We start from the raw sequence: 20,776 nt of genomic DNA, 5'->3' as shown, positions 1-20,776 counted from the left end.
GCGAACCTTCCTTTGATTTAGCTCAATGGTAAAGCAATTTGGCGAACAAGCAATCGGGTGCGAAGTCGATGATTGGCAGAATGGACGCTCGTTCGAGCCTGGTCCGGGTGCTTCTCGTTGCGACGGCCGCATCCGCGCTCACTGCCTGTGCGCCTGATGCCAACGTGGAAAGGCCGCCCGAGCCAGTCGGTTTCGTCACCGTCGAGCCGGAAACCATTAGCCAGACCACGACTTTGACGGGCGAGATCACGGCGCGTCACACCGCGACCTATTCCTTCCAGACCGGTGGCCGGGTGACGGATGTCGCCGTCGACGTCGGTGCGAAGGTGACAGAGGGACAGGTGCTGGCAAAGCTTGACCCGACCGAGCAACAAGCCGGCGTGGCGGCCGCCGAAGCGGCGGTGGATGCCGCCAACGCGCAACTGACTCAGGCCTCGTCGGCATTTCAGCGACAGAAGGAGCTGCTCGGCAAGGGCTTTACGACCCGCGGAAATTTCGACGATGCGCAAAAGGCACTGTCATCGGCGACCAGCGCCGTCGACATGGCCAGTGCCGATCTGGAAACGGCCAGGACGAACCTGGAAGAGACCGTTCTGAGGGCTGACGCCAACGGTGTCATCACCAGCCGCAGCGTCGATCCCGGCCAGGTGGTCAGTGCTGCCCAGACGGCCTTTGGGTTTGCCGAGGACGGCGATCGCGACGCGGTCTTCGAGATTCAGGAACAGCTGCTTATCGGCTCGCGGAAGTCACACTCGATCACGATCGCGCTCGTCGGCGATCCGTCGGTGAAAACCATGGGAACGGTGCGCGAGGTCTCGCCGCTGATCGACTCGACGACCGGCACCGTTAAGGTCAAGGTCGGGCTCGACACGGTTCCGCCGCAGATGACGCTCGGCTCTGCCGTGGTGGGCACGGATGTCGGGGAAGCCCAGGAACGGGCGATCGTCCTGCCTTGGACGGCGCTGATGGCGGATCGCGGCAAAGCGGCGGTGTGGACCGTTGAGAAGGAAAGTGGCGCCGTCAGGCTGACACCCGTGACGATCGGTTCCTACCAAAGCGGCAAGATCGTCGTCGAGGAGGGCATTGCGGCCGGCGACCGGGTCATCACGGAGGGGTCCCAGCTCGTGCGGCCAGGACAGATCCCCGATCTCGTCGCCATGGATGAAGAGGCCGGATCGTGAAAAGAGCGTTCTGCTTCACCGTGCTGCTTGTTGCGGCGCCGCTTCTGACGGGTTGCAGCGAGGACACCGGGTCCGAGGCCGCGCCGTTGCCGCCGCGCCCGGTTCTGACCATGGTCGTCGCCCGGCACGTGGTCGCGGACGAGGGGTTCAGCGGGAGGATCGCGCCCCGCTTCGAGACGACCCTGGCGTTTCGCACCCTCGGCCGGCTGATCTCGCGAGATGTCGACGTCGGCGATCAGGTCGAGAAGGGGCAGCCACTCGCTGCAATCGAAGCCGAAACGCTCGCCGCCGACCTGCGCTCTGCCAAGGCTCAATTGGCCAATGCCCGGATTCAGGCTCGCACGGCTGAGGCGAGTGCCCAGCGCACGCGGACCCTGTTCTCCGACAAGACCGTGTCGCAATCCGATCTCGATGTCGCCGAACAAAGCCGTCAGGTTGCCGATGCCGAGCTCGCGAGCGCACGGGCGCTGCTCGACAAAGCCGAAAATACCCTGAGTTTCGCTGTTCTCACGGCACCCTATGACGGGGTCATCACCGACCGCGAGGCGGATGTGGGTCAAGTCGTGTCGGCTGGCGCGGCGGTCTTCAAGCTCGCCCGGACCGGCGAGCGCGAGGCGGTCGTGGATGTGCCGGCGGCCCAGGGTTCGGATCTGACCGCCGGCGACCGCTTCCGCGTCGTCCTGCAGATCGAGCCGGATCTCAGCGTCGAGGGCGGGATTCGCGAGATCGCGCCGCAGGCCGAGGCACTGACCCGCACCAATCGGGTGCGCATCACGCTTGCCGATCCCCCGCCCGCCTTTCGCATCGGGGCGTTGATCAAAGCGATCCCGCAAGAGAAGGCAGGGCAGCCGGCGTCAGTGATCGTGCCGAAAAGCGCGATCCTGGAAGAGGACGGCAAGGCTTCGGTCTGGGTCGTGGACGAGACGGCGAAGACGGTGACACGGCGCGCCGTGACGGTGAGCGACGCGCCCGATGGCGCGGTGCGGATCGACGACGGACTGAAACCCGACGAGCGCGTGGTCATCGCCGGCGTCCACAGCCTTGAGGATGGGCAAGCCATCTCGCTGACGGATATGGCGGAAGGCGAAAGACCATCGTGAAACGCTTCAATCTCTCCGACTGGGCGCTTCACCATCGCTCCTTCGTCTGGTTTCTGATGATCATCGCGATGCTCGTCGGCGCGCTTTCCTATCTCAATCTCGGCCGCGAGGAAGACCCGCCGTTCACCATCAAGACGATGGTCGTTTCGGGCGTCATGCCCGGTGCGACCGTCAAGGAAATGACCGAGCAGGTCACCGACCGGATGGAGAAGAAGCTCCAGGAGCTGGACTCCCTCGACTATACCCGGTCGATCACGACACCAGGTCAGACCGTCATCTTCGTCAATCTGCTTCCGACGACGAAGGCCGGTCAGATCACCAGCATCTGGACCCGCGTCCGGCACATGATGGCGGACATTCGCGGCGATTTCCCCTCGGAGTTTCAAGGCTTCGGTTTCAACGACGAGTTCGGCGACGTATTCGGCAACATCTATGCCTTTACCGCCGACGGCTTCACGCCACGCCAGTTGCGCGATTATGTCGAAGCCGTGCGCACGAAAGTCCTGCAGCTGCCGGAATCCGGCAAGGTGGAACTCGTAGGCGCCCAGGACGAACGGATTTTCCTCGAATTTTCGCTGCGCAAGATCGCCGGGCTCGGCATCGACCAGCAGTCGATCATCGATACGCTGAAAGCCGAGAACGCGATCGCGCCGTCCGGTGTCGTGCAGTCCGGACCGGAGCGCATCTTCGTGCGCGTGTCGGGCCAATACGCCTCGGAAAACAGTCTGGCTTCGGTCAATTTTCGCGTCAACGATCGCTTTTTCCGCCTCAGCGACGTCGCGACGATCAAGCGGGGCTACCAGGACCCGCCCTCGGCGCTCTTCCGGTATAATGGCCAGCCGGCGATCGGCCTTGCCATCGGCATGCGAAAGGGTGGCAACATCGTCGACTTCGGCGAGAATCTGAAGGAGGAGATGGCGCGCATCGTCTCCGAACTGCCGGTCGGCATCGGCGTACACCTCGTCGCCGATCAGTCGGCCGTGGTGGAGGAATCCGTCGGCGGCTTCACCCAGGCGCTTCTCGAAGCGGTGATCATCGTTCTTGTCGTCAGCTTCGTGAGCCTTGGCTTTCGCGCCGGGTTGGTCGTCACCTTGTCGATTCCGCTGGTCCTCGCCATGACCTTCATCGGCATGGAATATGCCGGCCTGACGCTGCAGCGGATCTCGCTCGGTGCGCTGATCATCGCCCTCGGTCTTCTGGTGGACGACGCGATGATCGCGATCGAGACCATGGTGTCACGTTCGGAAATGGGCGAGACGCGGGAAAAGGCCGCGAGCTTCGCCTGGACCTCGATCGCCTTTCCGATGCTGTCGGGAACGCTCGTCACGGTTGCCGGCTTCCTGCCGATCGGCTTCAACAATTCCAATGCCGGCGAGTACACCTTTTCGCTGTTCGTGGTCATCGCCCTGGCTCTGCTCCTGTCCTGGGTCGTCGCCGTCTTGTTCACGCCGCTGATTGGTGTGCTGCTGCTGCCCAAGTCGATGCACAAGCACGACGCAAAGCCCGGTTTTGCCCGGCGCGCTTTCAGCCGCATCCTGCGGGTCGCGATGCGCCGGCGCTGGATCACGATCCTGCTCACGGTCGCGCTCTTTGCCGGCTCGATCTATTCGATGCGCTTCGTGCAGCAACAGTTTTTCCCGACATCCGACCGGCCGGAACTCGTGATCGACTTCATGCTGCGGCGAAACGCAACCATCGCCGAGACCAAGGCCGAAATGGACAAGCTCGAGGCGACGTTGGTCGGCGACGACGACATCGACCATTTCTCGTCCTATGTCGGCCGATCTGCCGAGCGCTTCATCCTCGCCTACGATGTCCAGCCATCGAACCCGTTCTTCGGCCAGGTCGTTATCGTCAACAAGGATATCGCGGCGCGCGAGCGGGTCCGTGACAAGATCCAGACATTCGCCCGCACGAATCTCGTCGGCATCGACGTTTATGTGAAGAATCTCGAGCTTGGACCACCCGTTGGCCGACCGGTGCAGTACCGCGTCGGCGGTCCGGATATCGAGGTGGTGCGCGCCGGCGCGCGCGAGCTTGCGGCCGTCATGGCGCAAGATCCCCGCCTGCGATCGATCGTCATGGACTGGAACGAGCCGGCCCGAGCGCTCAAGGTGGAAATCCTGCAAGACAAGGCGCGCCAGCTGGGCGTGACGTCACAGCAGATCGCATCGACACTGAACCTCGTCCTCGACGGTCTGACGATCACGGAGGTCCGGGACGGCATCTATCTGGTCGACGTGGTGGCGCGCGGCCGCCAGTCGGACCGCGACTCCATCGAGGCGATCAAGAACCTGCAGCTGACGAATTCTCAAGGTGCCGCGATCCCGCTCGCAAGCCTCGTCAGTTATGGCTACGACTATGAAGACCCGATCCTCTACTCGCGCTCGCGCATCCCGACCATTACGGTCAGCGCGGCGATCCTCGGGCCGGCACAACCCGCGACGATCGTCGCGAACCTCGGGGGAAAGATCGCCGCGTTCCGGGAGAGCCTGCCCGCCGAATACACGGTGGAAATCGGCGGTGCGGTGGAATCGAGCACCCAAAGCCAGGGACCGATAGCCGCCGTCGTGCCGTTGATGCTCGTCGCCATGCTGACCCTGATCATGATCCAGATGCAGAGTTTCAGGGCAACGCTCATCGTCGTCAGTGCCGCGCCGCTGGGCCTGATCGGCGTCGTCGCGGCATTGATTCCATCAGGGGCTCCGCTGGGCTTCGTCGCGATCCTGGGCGTCTTGGCGCTTATCGGCATCCTCATCCGCAACTCGATCATCCTCGTCCATCAGATCGAGGTCTTGCGCGAAGAAGGACTTCACCCCTGGAGTGCGGTGTACGAGGCGAGCAAGATGCGGGCGCGTCCGATCCTGCTCACGGCGGCGGCGGCAAGCCTAGCGCTGATCCCGATCTCGCGCGAGGTGTTCTGGGGGCCGATGGCCTACGCGATGATGGGCGGCATCATCGCGNCGGCGGCAAGCCTAGCGCTGATCCCGATCTCGCGCGAGGTGTTCTGGGGGCCGATGGCCTACGCGATGATGGGCGGCATCATCGCGGGAACGCTGATCACGCTTCTCTTCATACCGGCGCTTTACCTCGTCGTTTTCCGTGTGCAGGAGCCCAAGGATCCCGCGCCCGAACCCGATGTCGATCCGATGCCGGAGGCCGTGCCCGGTTGATCGGAACAGTCCGCCAAGATTCGCTTGCCGCGGATCGATGTCGAAGCGCACGGCATTCCAGCCACGAGGCACGAGGGGCTTGGGCTGGCGCTCCGGCGCGCGTTCGATCGTGAGGTAATGCTCTTCGAAGGAACGGCAAAAACTACAGTGCTAAAGATGCTGGTCGAGCGTCTTGCGCAGTTTGTCGACGATCTCGTCGACATGCTTGCGCTCGGCGATGAAGGCCGGCGCCACCACCGCGACGTCGCCGGTGAACTTCACGTGGCAGCCGTTCCAGAACAAATCCTTCTGCATCTGCTGGCCGCGCAGGCCCGGCGCCCCGTCGCTCTTGACCTCGACGCCGGCCATCAGGCCGACCACCCGCAGGTCGAACACCAGCGGATGGTCCTTGAGGCCGAAGATCGCTTCCTCGAAATACGGCGCCAATTCCGCCGCACGGTCGAACAGGCCCTCGGACGCGTAGATTTCCTGCGCCGCCAGTCCCGCCGCGCAGGCGGCCGGATGCGCCGAATAGGTGTAGCCGTGGAAGAACTCGACGGCGCCCTCGGGGCTGGCGTTGGTAACCGTCTCGTAGACCGCGTCGCGCACTGCGACCGCGCCCATCGGAATGGCGCCGTTGGTCAGCGCCTTGGCCATGGTGACGATGTCCGGCACGACATCGTACTTGTCGCAGGCGAAGGGCGCGCCGAGACGACCGAAGCCGGTGATCACCTCGTCGAACACCAGCAGGATGCCGTGTTTGTCGCAGATTTCGCGCAACCGCTTGAGATAGCCCTTCGGCGGCACCAGCGTTCCGGTGGAGCCGGCGACCGGCTCGACGAAACAGGCGGCGATGGTCCGCGGACCGTAGGTCTGGCAGATACGCTCCAGATCCTCGGCGAGCTCGGCGCCGTGCTCGGGCTGGCCACGCGTCATCTTGTTCTCTTCCTGCCAGGTATGCCGCATCAGCGCCACATGCGGCATGATGGCGGGAAACGCCTCGCGGTTCTTGATCATGCCGGACAGTGACACCCCGCCGATGTTCACGCCGTGATAGGCGCGCTCGCGGGACACGAAGCGGATGCGCTCACCCTCGCCGCGGGCGCGGTGATAGGCCATGGCGATCTTCAACGCCGTGTCGATCGACTCCGAGCCCGAATTGACGAAGAAGACGTGATTGATCGGCTCCGGCAGGAGATCGGCGACCTTCTGTGCCAGGGCGAAGGAAGTCGGCTGACCCAGTTGGAAGGGCGCGACATAGTCGTTTTGCAGCATCTGCCGGTGAACGGCATCGGCGATTTCCTTGCGCCCGTGACCGGCGGGGCAGCAGAACAGGCCGGACGACCCGTCGATGACCTGATTGCCGTTCTGGTCCCAGCAGAACATGCCCTCTGAGCGCATCACCATCCGCGGACTCTGCTTGAAGTCGCGATTGCCGGAAAACGGCATCCAGTGGGCTTCGAGGGAATTGGTGGGTGAAAAGGCGACGTCTGCGGCTGCGGATCTGGAGCTCATGGTTCACCTCGATGGGAGTTTGGCGGGCGCACCCGGATTCACTTGCGAATGTCAGGTTTCCCACGATACCGTCCGGTCTGGCCTGATCGTAGGACCAGATCGCCCAATTGGGTAAGGCCAGGACCGTCATGCGCAACGCACTGTTTCATGTCGACAAGGGCGAAACCTTCACGCTGCAGGCGCAGATACGCGAGGGTCTGGTCTCCGCCGTTCTGGCCGGCCAGCTCTCGGCGATGGAATCGGTTCCCTCCACCCGGGCGATGGCGCGCCAGCTCGGCGTGTCGCGCAATACCGTCGTGCTGTCGTATCAGGCCCTTGTCGAGGATGGGTTCCTGCTTGCGCGGGAGCGCAGCGGCTTTTACGTCAACCCCGAGGTCCTGACGGGACTGGTGCCGTCGGCGGACGCGGCTGCCCCGACAGAGGACAAAGGCGAGATCGACTGGCAGGCGCGCCTGCGGATCCATCCCGCCGGTCAGGTCAATATCGTCAAACCGGAAGACTGGCGGGACCATCCCTATCTTTTCATCTACGGCCAGATCGATCACACTCTGTTTCCCATTTCCGAATGGCGCGACTGCGTCCGCCAGGCCATGGGCGCAAAAGGTCTGGACCAGTGGACTGCGGACCGTTTCAACGCCGACGACCCGATGCTGATCGAACAGATCCGCACCCGCATCCTGCCCCGCCGGGGGATCGCCGCGCGTGACGAGGAGATTCTCATCACCATGGGCGCTCAGAACGCCCTCTACCTGGTTTCAAGTCTGCTGGTCGGAGCGAACACGCGCGTCGCCATCGAGGACCCGGGCTATCCCGACGCGCGCAACATGTTCGCCTTGCGCACCCGGCACGTCGTGCCGATACCAGTCGACGAGAATGGGCTGCTGATGGACGAGCGGCTGGCCGCCTGTCAGTTGGCCTTTATCACCCCGTCGCATCATTTCCCCACCACGGCGACGCTACCACTGTCCCGACGCAAGGAATTGTTGGCGCTCGCCAGCGCCAACGACCTGATCATTCTGGAGGACGATTACGAGTTCGAGGCCAACTATGTCTCCGCACCGACTCCGGCGCTGAAGTCGCTGGATAAGGAGGGGCGGGTCATCTACATCGGCAGCTTGTCCAAGTCCCTGGTGCCGGGCGTCCGGATCGGCTTTCTGGTCGCCCCGAAACCGCTGATCGATCAGGCGCGAGCGCTGCGCCGGCTGATGCTGCGCCACCCGCCCGGCAACAACCAGCGCGCCGCCGCCCTCTTCCTGGCTCTCGGACATCACGATGCGCTGTTGGGGCGATTGCACCGTGTCTACCGCGAACGCTGGCGGATCATGGGCGAGGCGCTGCAGACCCATTTGCCGTTCTGGTCGCGCAGCCCGACCTTCGGCGGCACCAGCTACTGGCTGGAAGGACCGCCGGGGTTCGATGCCGGTGAATTGGCGCGGCGGGCGCTGAAGCAAGGGATCGTCATCGAGGCCGGCGATTTCTTCTTCGCCGGCCGCAATCCGCCGCTAAACTATTTCCGTCTCGGCTTCTCCGCGATCGCCACCGACCGTATCGCCGAGGGCGTTCGCAAATTGGCCGAGATCGTCAGGAGCCTGCCCTCGTCATCGACGCAAGCCGCCGAATAATGATGACCGGTCTCCCATGCCCGCATCGATGCTGAACCTCGGCGCCGGCGGCCTCGTCCTCAGCGCGGCAGTCTTCCTGTGCGCGGGTTTCGCGCGGGGATATGCCGGATTCGGCATGTCGGCGGTGATCATGGCGACGCTGACGCTCATCCTGCCGCCGGCCGAACTGGTGCCGATCGCCATCGGTCTGGAGATCGCGGCGAGCCTCGGTCAGGCGCGCGGTGTCTGGCGCGAGATCGACTGGCGAATTCTGGGATTCCTGTTCGCCGGCGCGCTGATCGGCAATCCGATCGGCGTTCATTTGCTCGCCACCTTGCCGCCCGAGCCGGTGAAGAGCGCACTGCTGGCCTTCATTCTGTTCGCCAGCCTGCTCTTGTGGCTGAGTCCCGGGCTGGCGCTGCGTCTGTCCGGCAGCCTGTTGGCCGCAACCGGTCTGGTGTCGGGCATCGTCAACGGCGCCGCCGGCGTCGGCGGCCTCGTCGTCGCGCTGGCCTTTACCGCCGGGCGGATCCCGGCGCCGATCATGCGCGCCGTCTTCATCGCCTATCTGTTCGCGATCGACCTTTGGGGCAGCGCGCTACTGACCCTCAACGGCCTGTTCGACGTGACGGCGTTGGCGCGCATCGGCTTCGCGCTGCCCTTCATGGCGCTGGGCGTCTGGCTGGGCGGACGGCGGTTCCTGTCCGCCAGCCCGCAATCGTTCCGCGCCTTTGTCCTGGCGATGTTGGTCGTGCTTTGCGCCATCGGCCTGATCAAACTCGCCATCGTATGAGGCCGCTCGTTCAGGCGCGAACCCGCTCCGACTTGGGATCGTAGAGCGGCTTGAGGCTGGCGATGGCACCGACGCGCTCGCCGGCGACCTCGATCTCGTAGGAGGAACCGACGATATCGCCGGGCTTCTCGCCCGGCTCGCATTGCACATAGCCAAGGCCGATTGCCGCGCCGAGATGATGTCCGTAGCCGCCCGAGGTCAGGAACCCTGCGATCGCGCCGTCCCGCCAGATCGGCTCGGTGTGATAGAGCAGCGGCTCGGCATCATCGAGCTTGAACTGTACCAGCCGCCTCGTCAGGCCTTCCTGCTTTTTCGCCGCCACGGCGGCGCGGCCGATGAAATCGCCATAGGCGCCAGGCGTCTTGTCCGGCTTCACGGCAAAGCCCAGCCCCGACTCCAGCACATGATCCTCGTCGGACAGATCATGGCCGAAATGGCGATACGCCTTCTCCAGCCGGCAGGCATCCATGGTGTGCATGCCGCAAAGGCGCAGGCCGAATGCGTCGCCTGCCTCCATTACGGTATCGAAGACATGCCGGGCCAGATCGCTCGGCATGTAGAGCTCGTAGCCTAGCTCGCCGACATAGGTGATGCGGTGGGCGCGCACGACGCCCATGCCGAGCTCGATCTCGCGGGCCGTCGCGAACGGAAACGCCGCGTTGGAAAGATCGGCGCCGGTCAGCGACTGCAAGAGTTTGCGCGCATTCGGCCCCATTACCGGAAGGCAGGCCTCGGCGCTGGTGACGTCGGTGACGGTGCAGTGGGCGTCACCGGGAATATGGCGCTTCAGCCACGCAATATCGCGGACGCCCTGAGCCGCGCCGGTGATCACCAGGAACGCGGTCTCGGAAAGACGCGTCACGGTCAGATCCGCTTCGACGCCGCCGCGATCGTTGAGCCATTGCGTATAGACGATGCGGCCCGGTGCCACGTCGACATCGTTAGCGCACAGCTTTTGCAGGACATCGAAGGCATCGCGGCCTTCCACCCGCAGCTTGACGAAGGACGACATGTCGAACAGCCCGACCGCCTCGCGCACCGCCTTGTGCTCGCCGGCGGCGTAGTCGAACCAGTTCTGCCGACCCCAGCTGTAGCGATATTCGGGCTTGACCCCGCGTTCCAGATCCGCCTTCGGCACGAACCAGTTGGCCCGCTCCCAGCCCGCCGTTTCTCCGAAGCAGGCGCCGCGCGCGGCCAAGCGTTCGTGCAGCGGCGAGGTCCGCACTCCGCGGGCGCTTTCGAACTGGCGATAGGGAAAATGATCGGCATAGAGCAGACCGAGCGTCTCGCTGACGCGGTTGACGAGATAGGTGCGGTTGTTCTGCACCCGCTGCATCCGGCGAATGTCGACATCCCAGAGATCGAAGGGCGGCTCGCCATCCTCGATCCACTGCGCCAGCGCCATGCCGGCGCCGCCGGCCGACTGGATACCGACCGAATTGAAGCCCGCCGCGACGAAGAACCCGGCGAGTTCCGGCGCTTCGCCAAGGAGAGCCCGGTCGTCCGGCGTGAAACTCTCCGGTCCGTTGAAGAAGGTATGGATTCCCGCCTTTTCGAGCGCGGGAAAGCGATTGACCGCCATCTCCAGGATCGGGGCGAAATGGTCGAAATCCTCAGGCAACTGGTCGAAGCAGAAATCTGCGGGAATGCCGTCCTGTCCCCAGGGCTTGGCGCGCGGCTCGAACGCGCCGAGCAATAGCTTGCCGGCGTCCTCCTTGTAATAGGCGCACTCGTCCGGCACCCGCATCACCGGCATGTCGCGCGGCAGATCGGCGATCGCTTCGGTAACGATGTAGAAATGTTCGCAGGCTTGCAGCGGCACGTTGACGCCCGCCATCTGGCCTACATCGCGGGCCCACATGCCGGCGCAGTTCACCACCACATCGGCCGAGAGATTGCCGGTCTCCTCGCCGCGCTGCCACGCGACGCCGGTGGCGCGACCGTCGACCTGGTGAATGGCGGTGACCGCGACGCCCTCGATGATCTGCGCGCCGCGCATGCGGGCGCCCTTGGCCAGAGCCAGCGCGATATTGGTCGGATCGCCCTGCCCGTCCTTCGGCAGATAGACAGCACCGGTGACGTCTTCCATATTATATAGCGGATTCAGGCGTTTGGCGTCCGCGACCGAGATCTCCTCGATCTCGACGCCGAAGGAGCGCGCCATCGAGGCGCCGCGCTTCAACTCCTGCAGCCGCTCGTCGGTCAAGGCGAGGGTGATCGAGCCATTGCGCTTGAACCCGGTCGCAACCTCCGTCTCGGCCTCCAGCGTGCCGTAGAGCTCCTGCGAATATTTGGCGAGCCGCGTCATATTGTGGGTCGCCCGGAGCTGGGCGATCAGGCCCGCCGCGTGCCAGGTCGTGCCGCAGGTCAGCTGCTTTCGCTCCAACAGGACGACGTCCGTCCAGCCGAGCTTGGTCAGGTGATAGGCGAGCGAGCAGCCGATGACGCCGCCGCCGATGATCACCGCGCGCGCCGAGGAAGGGACCGGTTTCGTCGTCATGACAGACCTTTCAGCCGCTCGTTGCGAGGGTCGTAAATGGGCTCGGCGACCACCGTCGCCTTGCGGCGCTCGCCGAGGATCTCGATTTCGACTTCGGTGCCGGGTTCGGTGAGATCGGCACGCAACATGGCAAGCGCGATCGTCTTCTGGATGCGATGGCCGAAGCCGGCCGAGGTGACGAGACCGACGCGCTCCTCGCCCTTCCAGACGCTCGAAAGCGGCACAGGATCGACGCCGCTGCGGTCAGCCGCACAATCGACGATCAACGGCGCAAAACGCTCCGAGACGCCAGCCTCCCGTTCCCGGATCAGCGCGTCGCGGCCCATGAAGTCCGGCTTGTCGAGCCGGACGAAGCGGTCGAGCCCGCCCTGCAGCGGCGAATAGTCGGTCGACAGATCGCTCTTCCAGCCGCGGTAGCATTTTTCCAGCCGCATGGAATCCATGGCGTAGACGCCAAAATCCGCGATGCCGAATTCCTCGCCGGCCTGCCACAACATGTCGTAGGCACCGGCCAGCGTTGCCAGCGGCAGATGCAGCTCGTAGCCGAGTTCGCCGACATAATTGACGCGGATCGCCAGGCCGCGCGCCATGCCGATCTCGACAGGCTGGTGGGAAAGCCAGGGAAACGCCGCGTTCGACAGGTCGCTGTCCGCGACCTTGGCGAGGAGATCGCGCGACCGCGGCCCGGCGATGACCAGCGTGCCCCAGCCGGCCGTCTCGTCGGTCAGCGTGAAATCGGCGTCCGCCGGCATGTGGCGCCTCAGCCAGTCGCGATCGTGCCACTGGCCACCGACGGCGCCGATCAGCCAGAAATGATCTTCGGCAAAGCGCGTGACGGTGAGCTCGGTCAGGATGCGTCCGGCCCTGGTGCAGAGATAGGCAAGGGTGACACGGCCGGGCTTCGGCAGCGCGCCGGCGATCATGCCGCCCAGCCATTGTGCCGCCCCCTCGCCCTTCAGCTCGAACCGGGCGAAGGCGGTGAGGTCGAGGATTCCCACCTGGTTCGCGACGGCATCGCATTCGCGCGCCACCGACTCGAACCAGTCGCCACGGCCATAGGTCTCGGGAGCGTCCTCGTCGCCGGGTGTCCCGAACCAGGTCGGCTTCTCCCAGCCGCCCCGCGCGCCGAACCGTGCGCCCTTGGCCTTCAGCCGCTCGTAGACCGGCGAGGTCTTGGCGGGGCGCCCTGCCGGCCATTCCAGATGGGGGTAGTGAATGGCGTATTCGTGCGAATAGACCTCGACGGCCTTGGACCGTGTAGGACTTGGTGGCGAAGTCGGTGAAACGGCGCGGATCGACCGCCCACATGTCCCATTCGGTCTCGCCTTCCGTGACCCAGTCAGCGAGCACCTTGCCGGCGCCACCGGCCTGGACGATGCCGAAGGTGAAGACGCAGGCTTCAAAGGCATTGCTGATGCCCGGAACGGGACCGATCAGCGGCAGACCGTCCGGCGCATAGGGGATTGGCCCGTTGATGACCTTCTGGATGCCGGCGCTGGCCAGCACCGGCATCCGCGCGCAGGCATCCTCGATATAGCTTTCGATGCGGTCCAGATCGTCCGACCAGAGCTGGAACGAGAAATCGGCCGGCATCGGATCGGCACGGCCCACCCAATAGGGCGTGGCCTGGTGCTCGTAGGGGCCGAGGATCAGGCCCTTGCCTTCCTGGCGCAGATAGTAGGAAGAGTCGGGATCGCGGACCATCGGGATGCTCGTCTCGCGCGCGGAGAATTCGGGCACTTCCTCGGTGACGAGATATTGGTGCGACATCGCCACCATCGGAACGTCACGGCCCATCATGCGACCGAGTTCCGCGGCGCGGTAGCCAGCGGCGTTGACGATGATGCCCGCCTTCACCGTGCCTTTGGCGGTCACAACATGCCAGGTGCCGTCGCTCTGTTGGCTCAACCCTGTCACTGGGCAGAATCGGATGATCGTCGCGCCCATTCCGCGCGCGGCCTTGGCGAACGCCTGGGTGATCTGCGCCGGGTCGATGTCCCCGTCCGCCGCGTCCCACAATCCGCCCTGGAGGTCATGGGTTTCCAGGAAGGGACAAAGATCGCGCATCTCCGCCGCCGTGACCATCTCCATCGCGATACCCTGATTGAGAGCCATGCCACGCACATGCTCGAATTCCTGCATCCGCTCCTTGCTATGGGCGAGGCGTAGCGCGCCGGTCACATGGTAATTGATCGGATAATCGGCCTCGTCACCCAGCCTCTCGTAAAGCCGGTTGGAGTAATTCTGCATCTTCATGATGCCCCAGGAACCGGCGAAGTTCGGGCAGTTGCCGGCCGCGTGCCAGGTGGAGCCAGACGTCAGCTCGTTCGACTCGAGCAGCGGGAGATCGCTCCAGCCCGTCTTGGCCAGATGATAAAGGCTCGAGCATCCGACCGCTCCGCCTCCGATGATGACGACGCGGGCGTGGGACGGAAGCTCGGCCATGGCGGGACCTCAATAAACCGGGGGGGAAATGACCCAGATGACGACGGCCGGCTCGATGCCCGGATTGCGCCAGCGATAGGCCTGATGAGCGAAACGGAAGCTGTCGCCGGCCCGTAACAGCAGGCAACGGTCGTCAAGGATGAGTTCGAGCTCGCCGGAGATCAGATAACCGGCTTCCTCGGTTTCGCGTCGTTGCGTTTCGGCAAGCTCGGCGCCGGGTGCGAACACGGAACGGAACAGCTCGAAGGAGCCACCAAGGTCGGGTGACAGCAATTCCTCGGTCAGGCCGGCCTCTTGGCTGCCGACCTTGCGGCGAGCGCCGGCGCGCACGACGACACCACGCTCGTTCTCGGGCGCCTCGTCGTTGACGAAGAACCAGCCGAGCGGCACCCCGAACAGCGTCGCGAGTTTGCGCAGGTCGTCGATGGCGGGAGCGGAGATGCCGCGCTCGACCTGGCTGACATAGCCGACCGAGCGGCCGATGCTCAGCGCCAGCTCCGCCAGCGTCAGCCCTTTTGCCTTGCGCAGAGCGCGCAAATCGGCGCCGAGCGACGTCCTGCTCGCCTCTCCGGACCCGTCATGCGCGACTGCGGCTGTTGTCGACACGTCTGCCATCCATTCCTCGCCTCTCCAAACAAAGAGATCATGTCGACGTGAAATAATCAATCAATTTTTCATATACATGAATTTTTGTGTGCCTATTGGCCCTTCTTCCCCCGAGGGGCACGGCGGCATCGAGCACGACGGATAGGCATGTGGCGTAGCGCCGTTTCCCGAGCTCTGTCTCAAGAACATCTATCGTCTCCCGTGGGTTCGAGGCGCCTTTTTTTGGAGAATTCGCACTTATCACTTAGCATTTACCGGGGAAGCGGCCGATGAGTTCTGCGCCCCCTGCAGTCAACGCGCCGACCCGCCACGTCGGGTCTTCAGAGTTGCAAGAAGATTGCAATCCCGACCGGAGTGATCCTCGCAGAATTGACGCAATCACTGTCGCCTCGCTCAATAGGCGACGTCTGGACCCATCATAATCCCGCTTTTGGACCTAATCGCCACCGGTCTTGTGACATAGCATCATGGACAGAATGCAGCGCTCGGGAGGAGACAGGAGCGCGTAGACTGTCCGACCGCCGGGTTGACCGTGGGCTTTGACGCCGTCGCTCGCAGCCTCGGCGCCCGGGCAGATGTCCAAGGGCGGCTCGATGCCGTCCGATCGATCGCATTCGCATCAGACCAGGCAGAAATTCCATCGGCTCGACAGGCCATCGTCAATCTCACAGAAATGGAACGCCGACATGACATCTCTCACTCGCATCTCGACCGGCCTTGCGGCCGCAGCGGCATTCGCCCTGACGACGTCCATCGCGGTGGCGCAGCCCTCGGAAATCACCGTCGCCTATTTCCTCGAGTGGCCGACCGCCAACCAGATCGCCCAGGTCGACGGAACCTACGAAAAGGAACTCGGCGTCACGGTGAACTGGCGAGCCTTCGGCAACGGCAACGAGATGTCGCAGGCGATGGCCTCGGGCGACGTACAGATCGCCTTCAGCCAGGGACTGGTGCCATTCGTCGTCGCCGTTTCCAACGGTCTTCCCCTCAAGACTGTCGGGATTGCCGTGTCCTACGCGGAAGCCGACAATTGCGTCGTTCACGATGACGCCGGCATCACCAAGGACAATGCCGAGGATCTGGAAGGCAAGAAGATTGCGACGCCGATCGGCAATGTGACCCATTACAAGCTGTTGCGCATGCTCGATCATCTCGGCGTCGACGCCACCAAGGTCGACCTGGTGCAGATGAACGGCGCCGACGCCGCCATCGCGCTCGGGCGCGGCGATGTGGCGATGGGCTGCGCCTTCGGCGGACCGCTCCAGCGCATGAAGGAATATGGCAAGGTGCTGATGACGGCGGCCGAGCAGGAGGAAATCGGCATTCGCGTCTTCGACGTGATTTCCGTGACGAAGGAGTTCGCCGAGGAGAGCCCTGATCTGCTCCGGAAATTCATGGCCGTGACCAGCAAGGCCAATGAGGCCTATGCGGCCGGCCCGGAAAAATATCAGACGATCATCGCCAAGGCTTCCGGCATGGACCTTCCGGCGGCGACGGAGATGTTGGGCATGTTCTCATTTCCCACCAGCGCCGAACAGGCCTCGGATAACTGGCTCGGCGGATCGGTCCAAAAGTTCACCAAGGAGGTCGCCGATTTCTTCGTCGCCCAGGGCGAGATGGACAAAGCTCTCGACGATTACAGCGGCATGATCGACCCGTCCTTCCTTCAGTAGCGATTGCGTCAAGCGCGGTATGGGAAGACCATGCCGCGCCTGCCCCAGTTGAATCGGACCAGCGAAGGAATTTCGATGAAAGGGTTCGTCGTCGACGACGTCTCGATGATTTTCACACTGCCGTCCGGCGGCAGCGTGCAGGCGCTGAAAAACGTCTCGTTCTCCCTCAAGCCCGGAGAACTTCTGTCCGTGCTGGGCCCGTCCGGCTGCGGCAAGACGACATTGCTGAACATCATGGCCGGCTTCCTGTCGCCCACTTCGGGAAGCATCCACTATGAAGGCGATGGCACCGCCGAAGGGTCGTCCGGTGACGGCGTTGGCGGTCTGTCCCGGATTACCGGGCCGGGCCGCGACCGGGGCATGGTGTTCCAGCAGGGCGCCCTGTTCGAATGGTTGAGCGTCGAGCAGAACGTTGCCTTCGGCCCCGATATGGCCGGCAAGCCGAAGGCCGAGGTGCGTGCCACCGTCGAGCGTCTCCTGAACATTGTCGGGCTGCGAGGTTTCGGCGACAAACCGGTCTATCAATTGTCCGGCGGCATGCAGCAGCGCGTCGCCCTCGCCCGCTGTCTCGCCAACGACCCCGACGTCATCTTGATGGACGAGCCGCTGGGCGCCCTCGACGCCCTGACCCGCGAAAAGATGCAGGGCCTCGTCCTGAAGCTTTGGAAAGAGACCGGCAAGACCATCATCCTGATCACCCATTCGGTCGAGGAGGCGCTGTTTCTGGGCGAACGCCTGATGGTGATGGCGCCGCGTCCAGGCCGGGTGTTCAGGGAATACCGGCTGCCCTTCGCGGAAATGGGGCTGACGGAGAGCCCGCGACAAATCAAGGCATCGCCGGACTTCATCGAAAAGCGCGAAGAAATTTTGACGATGATCTGGGGCATGGAGGAAGAAATCATGGGCCATGTCGACGGCGACGTGGCTTGATAGGGGAACGGATGATGACCGACACTACCGAGAACTCGCCGAAATCGCCCCCGCAGCCATCCGAGCTGGCGATCTGGCTCGGCATCGCGGACAACACCTTCACACGTCAAAAGACCGTCAAATTCGGTGACTCCTCGGCGGTCAATTCGGGTCGGGCCTATTCGATCCTCACCGTCGCCCTGCTCTTGGGCCTGTGGCTCGCGGCGTCCGCCTTCGGCTGGATCCGGCCGATCTACTGGCCCTCCATCGACGCCGTCTTCGAGCGCCTTAGCTCGCTGATCAGCAACGGCTTTCGCAACACCGCGCTGTGGGAACATATCTGGGTCAGTGTCTATCGCGTCATCTCCGGCGTCTTCTTCGGAACGCTGGTCGGCGTGCCGCTGGGTCTGGCCATGGGCCTGACGACGATCGGCCGCGGCCTGCTCGACCCGATCGTGGAATTCGTCCGGCCGATCCCGCCGCTGGCGCTCATTCCTCTGATCATCCTGTGGTTCGGCATCGACGAGACCGCCAAGATCTTCCTGTTGTTCCTGGCCGCCTTGTTCATCATGATCATCGCCGCACGGTCGGGCGTCGCCAGCGTCAAGATCTCCAAGGTCCACGCCGCCTACTCGCTCGGCGCCTCGAAGATGCAGATCCTGCGTCACGTCATCCTGCCGAATGCGCTGCCGGAGATCTTCACCGGCCTTCGGACCGCGATGGGGGTGTGCTGGGGCACGGTCGTCGCCGCCGAACTGGTGGCGGCCGACAAGGGCGTCGGCTCGATGATCATGATCGCCAAGAACTTCCTGCAGACCGACACGGTGGTGATCGGCATCACCATCATCGGCCTGATCGGCTATGGGATCGAGATGCTGATGCGTTTTGCCGAGCGCAAGCTCATCCCGTGGAAGGGCAAGGGCTGATCGGGCGATTCGTCCGGACCGCCCGCGGCACGGCCAGACGGCCTCCGCCCGATCGAGCGCGGGGTCCGGCAACGGCGGATCGGCTCGGGATCAGGACGAAATTTGATAGTCCCTCGGCGGCGGGATCGCTCCGAACGATCCATCTGTGCGCCGGGACGCACGGTTCCACTCACGTATAATCAAGGGGATACGACCATGAAGATGACGACCGAGGAAGCCTTCATCAAGGTTCTTCAGATGCATGGGATCGAACATGCGTTCGGCATCATCGGCTCAGCGATGATGCCGGTGTCGGATTTGTTTCCGAAGGCCGGCGTGACCTTCTGGGACTGCGCCCACGAGACCAATGCGGGCCTGATCGCCGACGGCTACAGCCGGGTGACCGGCAAGATGGCGATGGCGATTGCCCAGAACGGCCCCGGCGTGACCGGCTTCGTGACGGCGGTGAAGACGGCCTACTGGAACCACACGCCGATGCTTCTGGTCACGCCCCAGGCGGCCAACAAGACGATGGGCCAGGGCGGCTTCCAGGAGGTCACCCAGATGGCCTTGTTCGAGGACATGGTCTGCTATCAGGAAGAGGTGCGCGACGCCTCGCGGGTGCCGGAGGTACTGAACCGGGTGATCGAGAAAGCCTGGCGCGGCTGCGCCCCGGCGCAGATCAACATCCCGCGCGATTTCTGGACGCAGGTCATCGACGTCGATCTGCCACAGATCGTTCGGCTGGAGCGCTCCGCCGGCGGCCCGACGGCGATCGCCGAGGCCGCCAAGCTGCTGTCGGCGGCAAAGTTCCCGGTGATCCTCAACGGCGCCGGCGTCGTCGTCGGCAACGCTATCCCGGAATCGATCGCGCTCGCGGAGCGGCTGGACGCGCCGGTTGCCTGCGGCTACCAGCACAACGACGCCTTTCCCGGCAGCCATCGCCTCAGCGTCGGTCCGCTCGGTTATAACGGCTCCAAGGCGGCGATGCAGCTGATCGCCAAGGCCGACGTGGTGCTGGCGCTGGGCACGCGCCTCAACCCGTTCTCCACCCTACCCGGCTACGGCATCGACTATTGGCCGAAAGACGCCAAGATCATCCAGGTCGATATCAATCCCGACCGCATCGGTCTGACCAAGAAAATCACCGTCGGCATCTGCGGCGACGCAGCGGCCGTGGCGCGCCAGCTTCTGGAGCAATTGTCCGACACGGCTGGCGACGCTGGGCGGGCCGATCGCACCGCGCTGATCCACCAAACCAAGTCGGCCTGGCTCCAGCAGTTGTCCTCGATGGATCACGAGGACGACGATCCCGGCACGGTGTGGAACGAGAAAGCGCGTGACCGCGAACCGGAGCTGATGTCGCCGCGCATGGCCTGGCGGGCGATCCAGGCAGCGTTGCCGAAGGAGGCGATCGTCTCCAGCGACATCGGCAACAACTGCGCCATCGGCAACGCCTATCCAAGCTTCGAAGCGGGTCGCAAATATCTGGCGCCCGGCCTGTTCGGCCCCTGCGGCTACGGCTTTCCCGCGATCATCGGCGCCAAGATCGGCTGTCCGGACACGCCCGTGGTGGGCTTTGCCGGCGACGGCGCCTTCGGCATCTCGATGAATGAGATGACCTCGATCGGCCGCGACGAATGGCCGGCGGTGACCATGGTGATCTTCCGCAACTACCAATGGGGAGCGGAAAAGCGCAACACGACGCTGTGGTACGACGACAATTTCGTCGGAACGGAACTCGATCCCAAGCTCAGCTATGCCCAAGTCGCCGAAGGCTGCGGCATGAAGGGCGTGACGGTGCGCAGCCAGGACGAACTGACCGGCGCCCTCACCAAGGCGCTCGAAGACCAGGCCAAGGGCGCCACCACTTTCATCGAGGTGATCCTCAACCAGGAGCTAGGCGAGCCGTTCCGCCGCGACGCGATGAAGAAGCCGGTCGTCGTCGCCGGCATCGACCCCAAAGACATGCGCCCGCAGCGCGGCATCTGATCCAAGAGCGTTCAGGCAGACGCACAAGCGTCGCACTCGATCATGAGTGAAGCATCGGATCTGTCCGACAAGCGGACGCCGGCGTCAGGTCCGATGCTGAAAGAGCACCGACACATGCAGACCCTGGCAGCGGCGCATTGGCCGTCGCCGCAAGGAGTGAGTCATGACCGCAAGCCAGGAGGTGCTGCCGAGCACAGCGCCCGACCCAACGTCCCCGGCCGCGCAGGACATGGCGTCGACGCCTCCACCCCCTGGGTCGGGACTATCGCGGCGAATTGCCGACTATGCGCCGGGGGTGCTGGTTGCGGCGACGGTCGCCGTCGCGGCGAAGTTCCTGTCCGAACATTACGGCGCGCCGGCCATGCTGATGGCGCTGCTGCTGGGCATCGCCCTGAACTTCCTCA

Annotated in this window: 12 protein-coding genes and 2 pseudogenes; 10 read left to right on the top strand and 4 right to left on the bottom strand. The window is 64.2% G+C overall.

Annotated features, from left to right (window positions below):
* Positions 1-80: 80 nt before the first annotated feature.
* The 3 genes from VSX60_RS18495 to VSX60_RS18485 are packed head-to-tail and all read left to right on the top strand — an operon-like array spanning position 81 to position 5,454.
* The gene (locus VSX60_RS18495) at positions 81-1,181 is read left to right on the top strand and encodes an efflux RND transporter periplasmic adaptor subunit (protein ID WP_327625739.1); all 1,101 of its coding nucleotides are present in this window, start codon (positions 81-83) and stop codon (positions 1,179-1,181) included.
* Entirely contained in the window at positions 1,178-2,281 is a 1,104-nt protein-coding gene (locus VSX60_RS18490) for an efflux RND transporter periplasmic adaptor subunit (RefSeq protein ID WP_327625738.1), read from the top strand. Before VSX60_RS18495 ends, VSX60_RS18490 begins: the two co-directional genes overlap by 4 nt.
* Positions 2,278-5,454 (top strand): efflux RND transporter permease subunit, encoded by a 3,177-nt coding sequence (locus VSX60_RS18485; protein WP_327625737.1) that lies wholly within the window; start codon positions 2,278-2,280, stop codon positions 5,452-5,454. The genes VSX60_RS18490 and VSX60_RS18485 overlap by 4 nt, the downstream gene beginning before the upstream one ends.
* 150 nt (positions 5,455-5,604) lie before the next feature.
* On the opposite strand, the gene VSX60_RS18480 is transcribed toward VSX60_RS18485, so the two are convergent.
* Complete coding sequence (locus VSX60_RS18480; RefSeq protein WP_327625736.1) at positions 5,605-6,948, bottom strand: aminotransferase class III-fold pyridoxal phosphate-dependent enzyme; 1,344 nt, start codon at positions 6,946-6,948, stop codon at positions 5,605-5,607.
* Between the two features lie 128 nt (positions 6,949-7,076).
* Between VSX60_RS18480 and pdxR the strand changes: the two genes are divergently transcribed.
* Both pdxR and VSX60_RS18470 read left to right on the top strand, forming a co-directional pair.
* The gene (gene pdxR / locus VSX60_RS18475) at positions 7,077-8,570 is read left to right on the top strand and encodes a MocR-like pyridoxine biosynthesis transcription factor PdxR (RefSeq protein WP_327625735.1); all 1,494 of its coding nucleotides are present in this window, start codon (positions 7,077-7,079) and stop codon (positions 8,568-8,570) included.
* A 16-nt stretch (positions 8,571-8,586) separates the two neighbouring features.
* On the top strand, positions 8,587-9,342 hold the full coding sequence (locus tag VSX60_RS18470) for a sulfite exporter TauE/SafE family protein (protein ID WP_327625734.1): 756 nt from the start codon (positions 8,587-8,589) through the stop codon (positions 9,340-9,342).
* 10 nt (positions 9,343-9,352) lie between these two features.
* Here VSX60_RS18470 and VSX60_RS18465 read toward each other — a convergent pair whose 3' ends face one another.
* The 3 genes and pseudogenes from VSX60_RS18465 to VSX60_RS18455 all read right to left on the bottom strand — a co-directional run bounded on the left by VSX60_RS18465 (position 9,353) and on the right by VSX60_RS18455 (position 14,902).
* Positions 9,353-11,842, bottom strand: coding sequence for a GcvT family protein (locus tag VSX60_RS18465; RefSeq protein WP_327625733.1), 2,490 nt, complete (start codon positions 11,840-11,842; stop codon positions 9,353-9,355).
* Positions 11,839-14,287 (bottom strand): annotated as a pseudogene (locus tag VSX60_RS18460) (GcvT family protein). The gene VSX60_RS18465 and the pseudogene VSX60_RS18460 overlap by 4 nt, the downstream one beginning before the upstream one ends.
* 9 nt (positions 14,288-14,296) lie before the next feature.
* Positions 14,297-14,902 (bottom strand): helix-turn-helix domain-containing protein, encoded by a 606-nt coding sequence (locus VSX60_RS18455; protein WP_327625732.1) that lies wholly within the window; start codon positions 14,900-14,902, stop codon positions 14,297-14,299.
* A 677-nt stretch (positions 14,903-15,579) separates the two neighbouring features.
* Between VSX60_RS18455 and VSX60_RS18450 the strand changes: the two genes are divergently transcribed.
* From VSX60_RS18450 to VSX60_RS18430, 5 genes and pseudogenes are all read left to right on the top strand, one after another.
* The gene (locus tag VSX60_RS18450; RefSeq protein ID WP_327625731.1) at positions 15,580-16,566 is read left to right on the top strand and encodes a taurine ABC transporter substrate-binding protein; all 987 of its coding nucleotides are present in this window, start codon (positions 15,580-15,582) and stop codon (positions 16,564-16,566) included.
* A gap of 75 nt (positions 16,567-16,641) precedes the next feature.
* Entirely contained in the window at positions 16,642-17,496 is an 855-nt protein-coding gene (locus VSX60_RS18445; RefSeq protein WP_327625730.1) for an ABC transporter ATP-binding protein, read from the top strand.
* A gap of 14 nt (positions 17,497-17,510) precedes the next feature.
* Positions 17,511-18,401 carry an ABC transporter permease gene (locus tag VSX60_RS18440; RefSeq protein ID WP_327625729.1) on the top strand — a complete coding sequence of 297 codons (891 nt, stop codon included), beginning with the start codon at positions 17,511-17,513 and terminating at the stop codon, positions 18,399-18,401.
* A gap of 195 nt (positions 18,402-18,596) precedes the next feature.
* Positions 18,597-20,372 (top strand): sulfoacetaldehyde acetyltransferase, encoded by a 1,776-nt coding sequence (gene xsc / locus VSX60_RS18435; protein WP_327625728.1) that lies wholly within the window; start codon positions 18,597-18,599, stop codon positions 20,370-20,372.
* A gap of 229 nt (positions 20,373-20,601) precedes the next feature.
* Positions 20,602-20,776, top strand: a pseudogene (locus VSX60_RS18430) (putative sulfate exporter family transporter); the annotation flags it as partial.

Origin of the sequence: Aurantimonas sp. A3-2-R12 (assembly GCF_036016755.1) — a bacterium.
Lineage (GTDB): Bacteria > Pseudomonadota > Alphaproteobacteria > Rhizobiales > Rhizobiaceae > Aurantimonas > Aurantimonas coralicida_A.
This window is presented reverse-complemented; position numbering and strand designations above follow the sequence as displayed.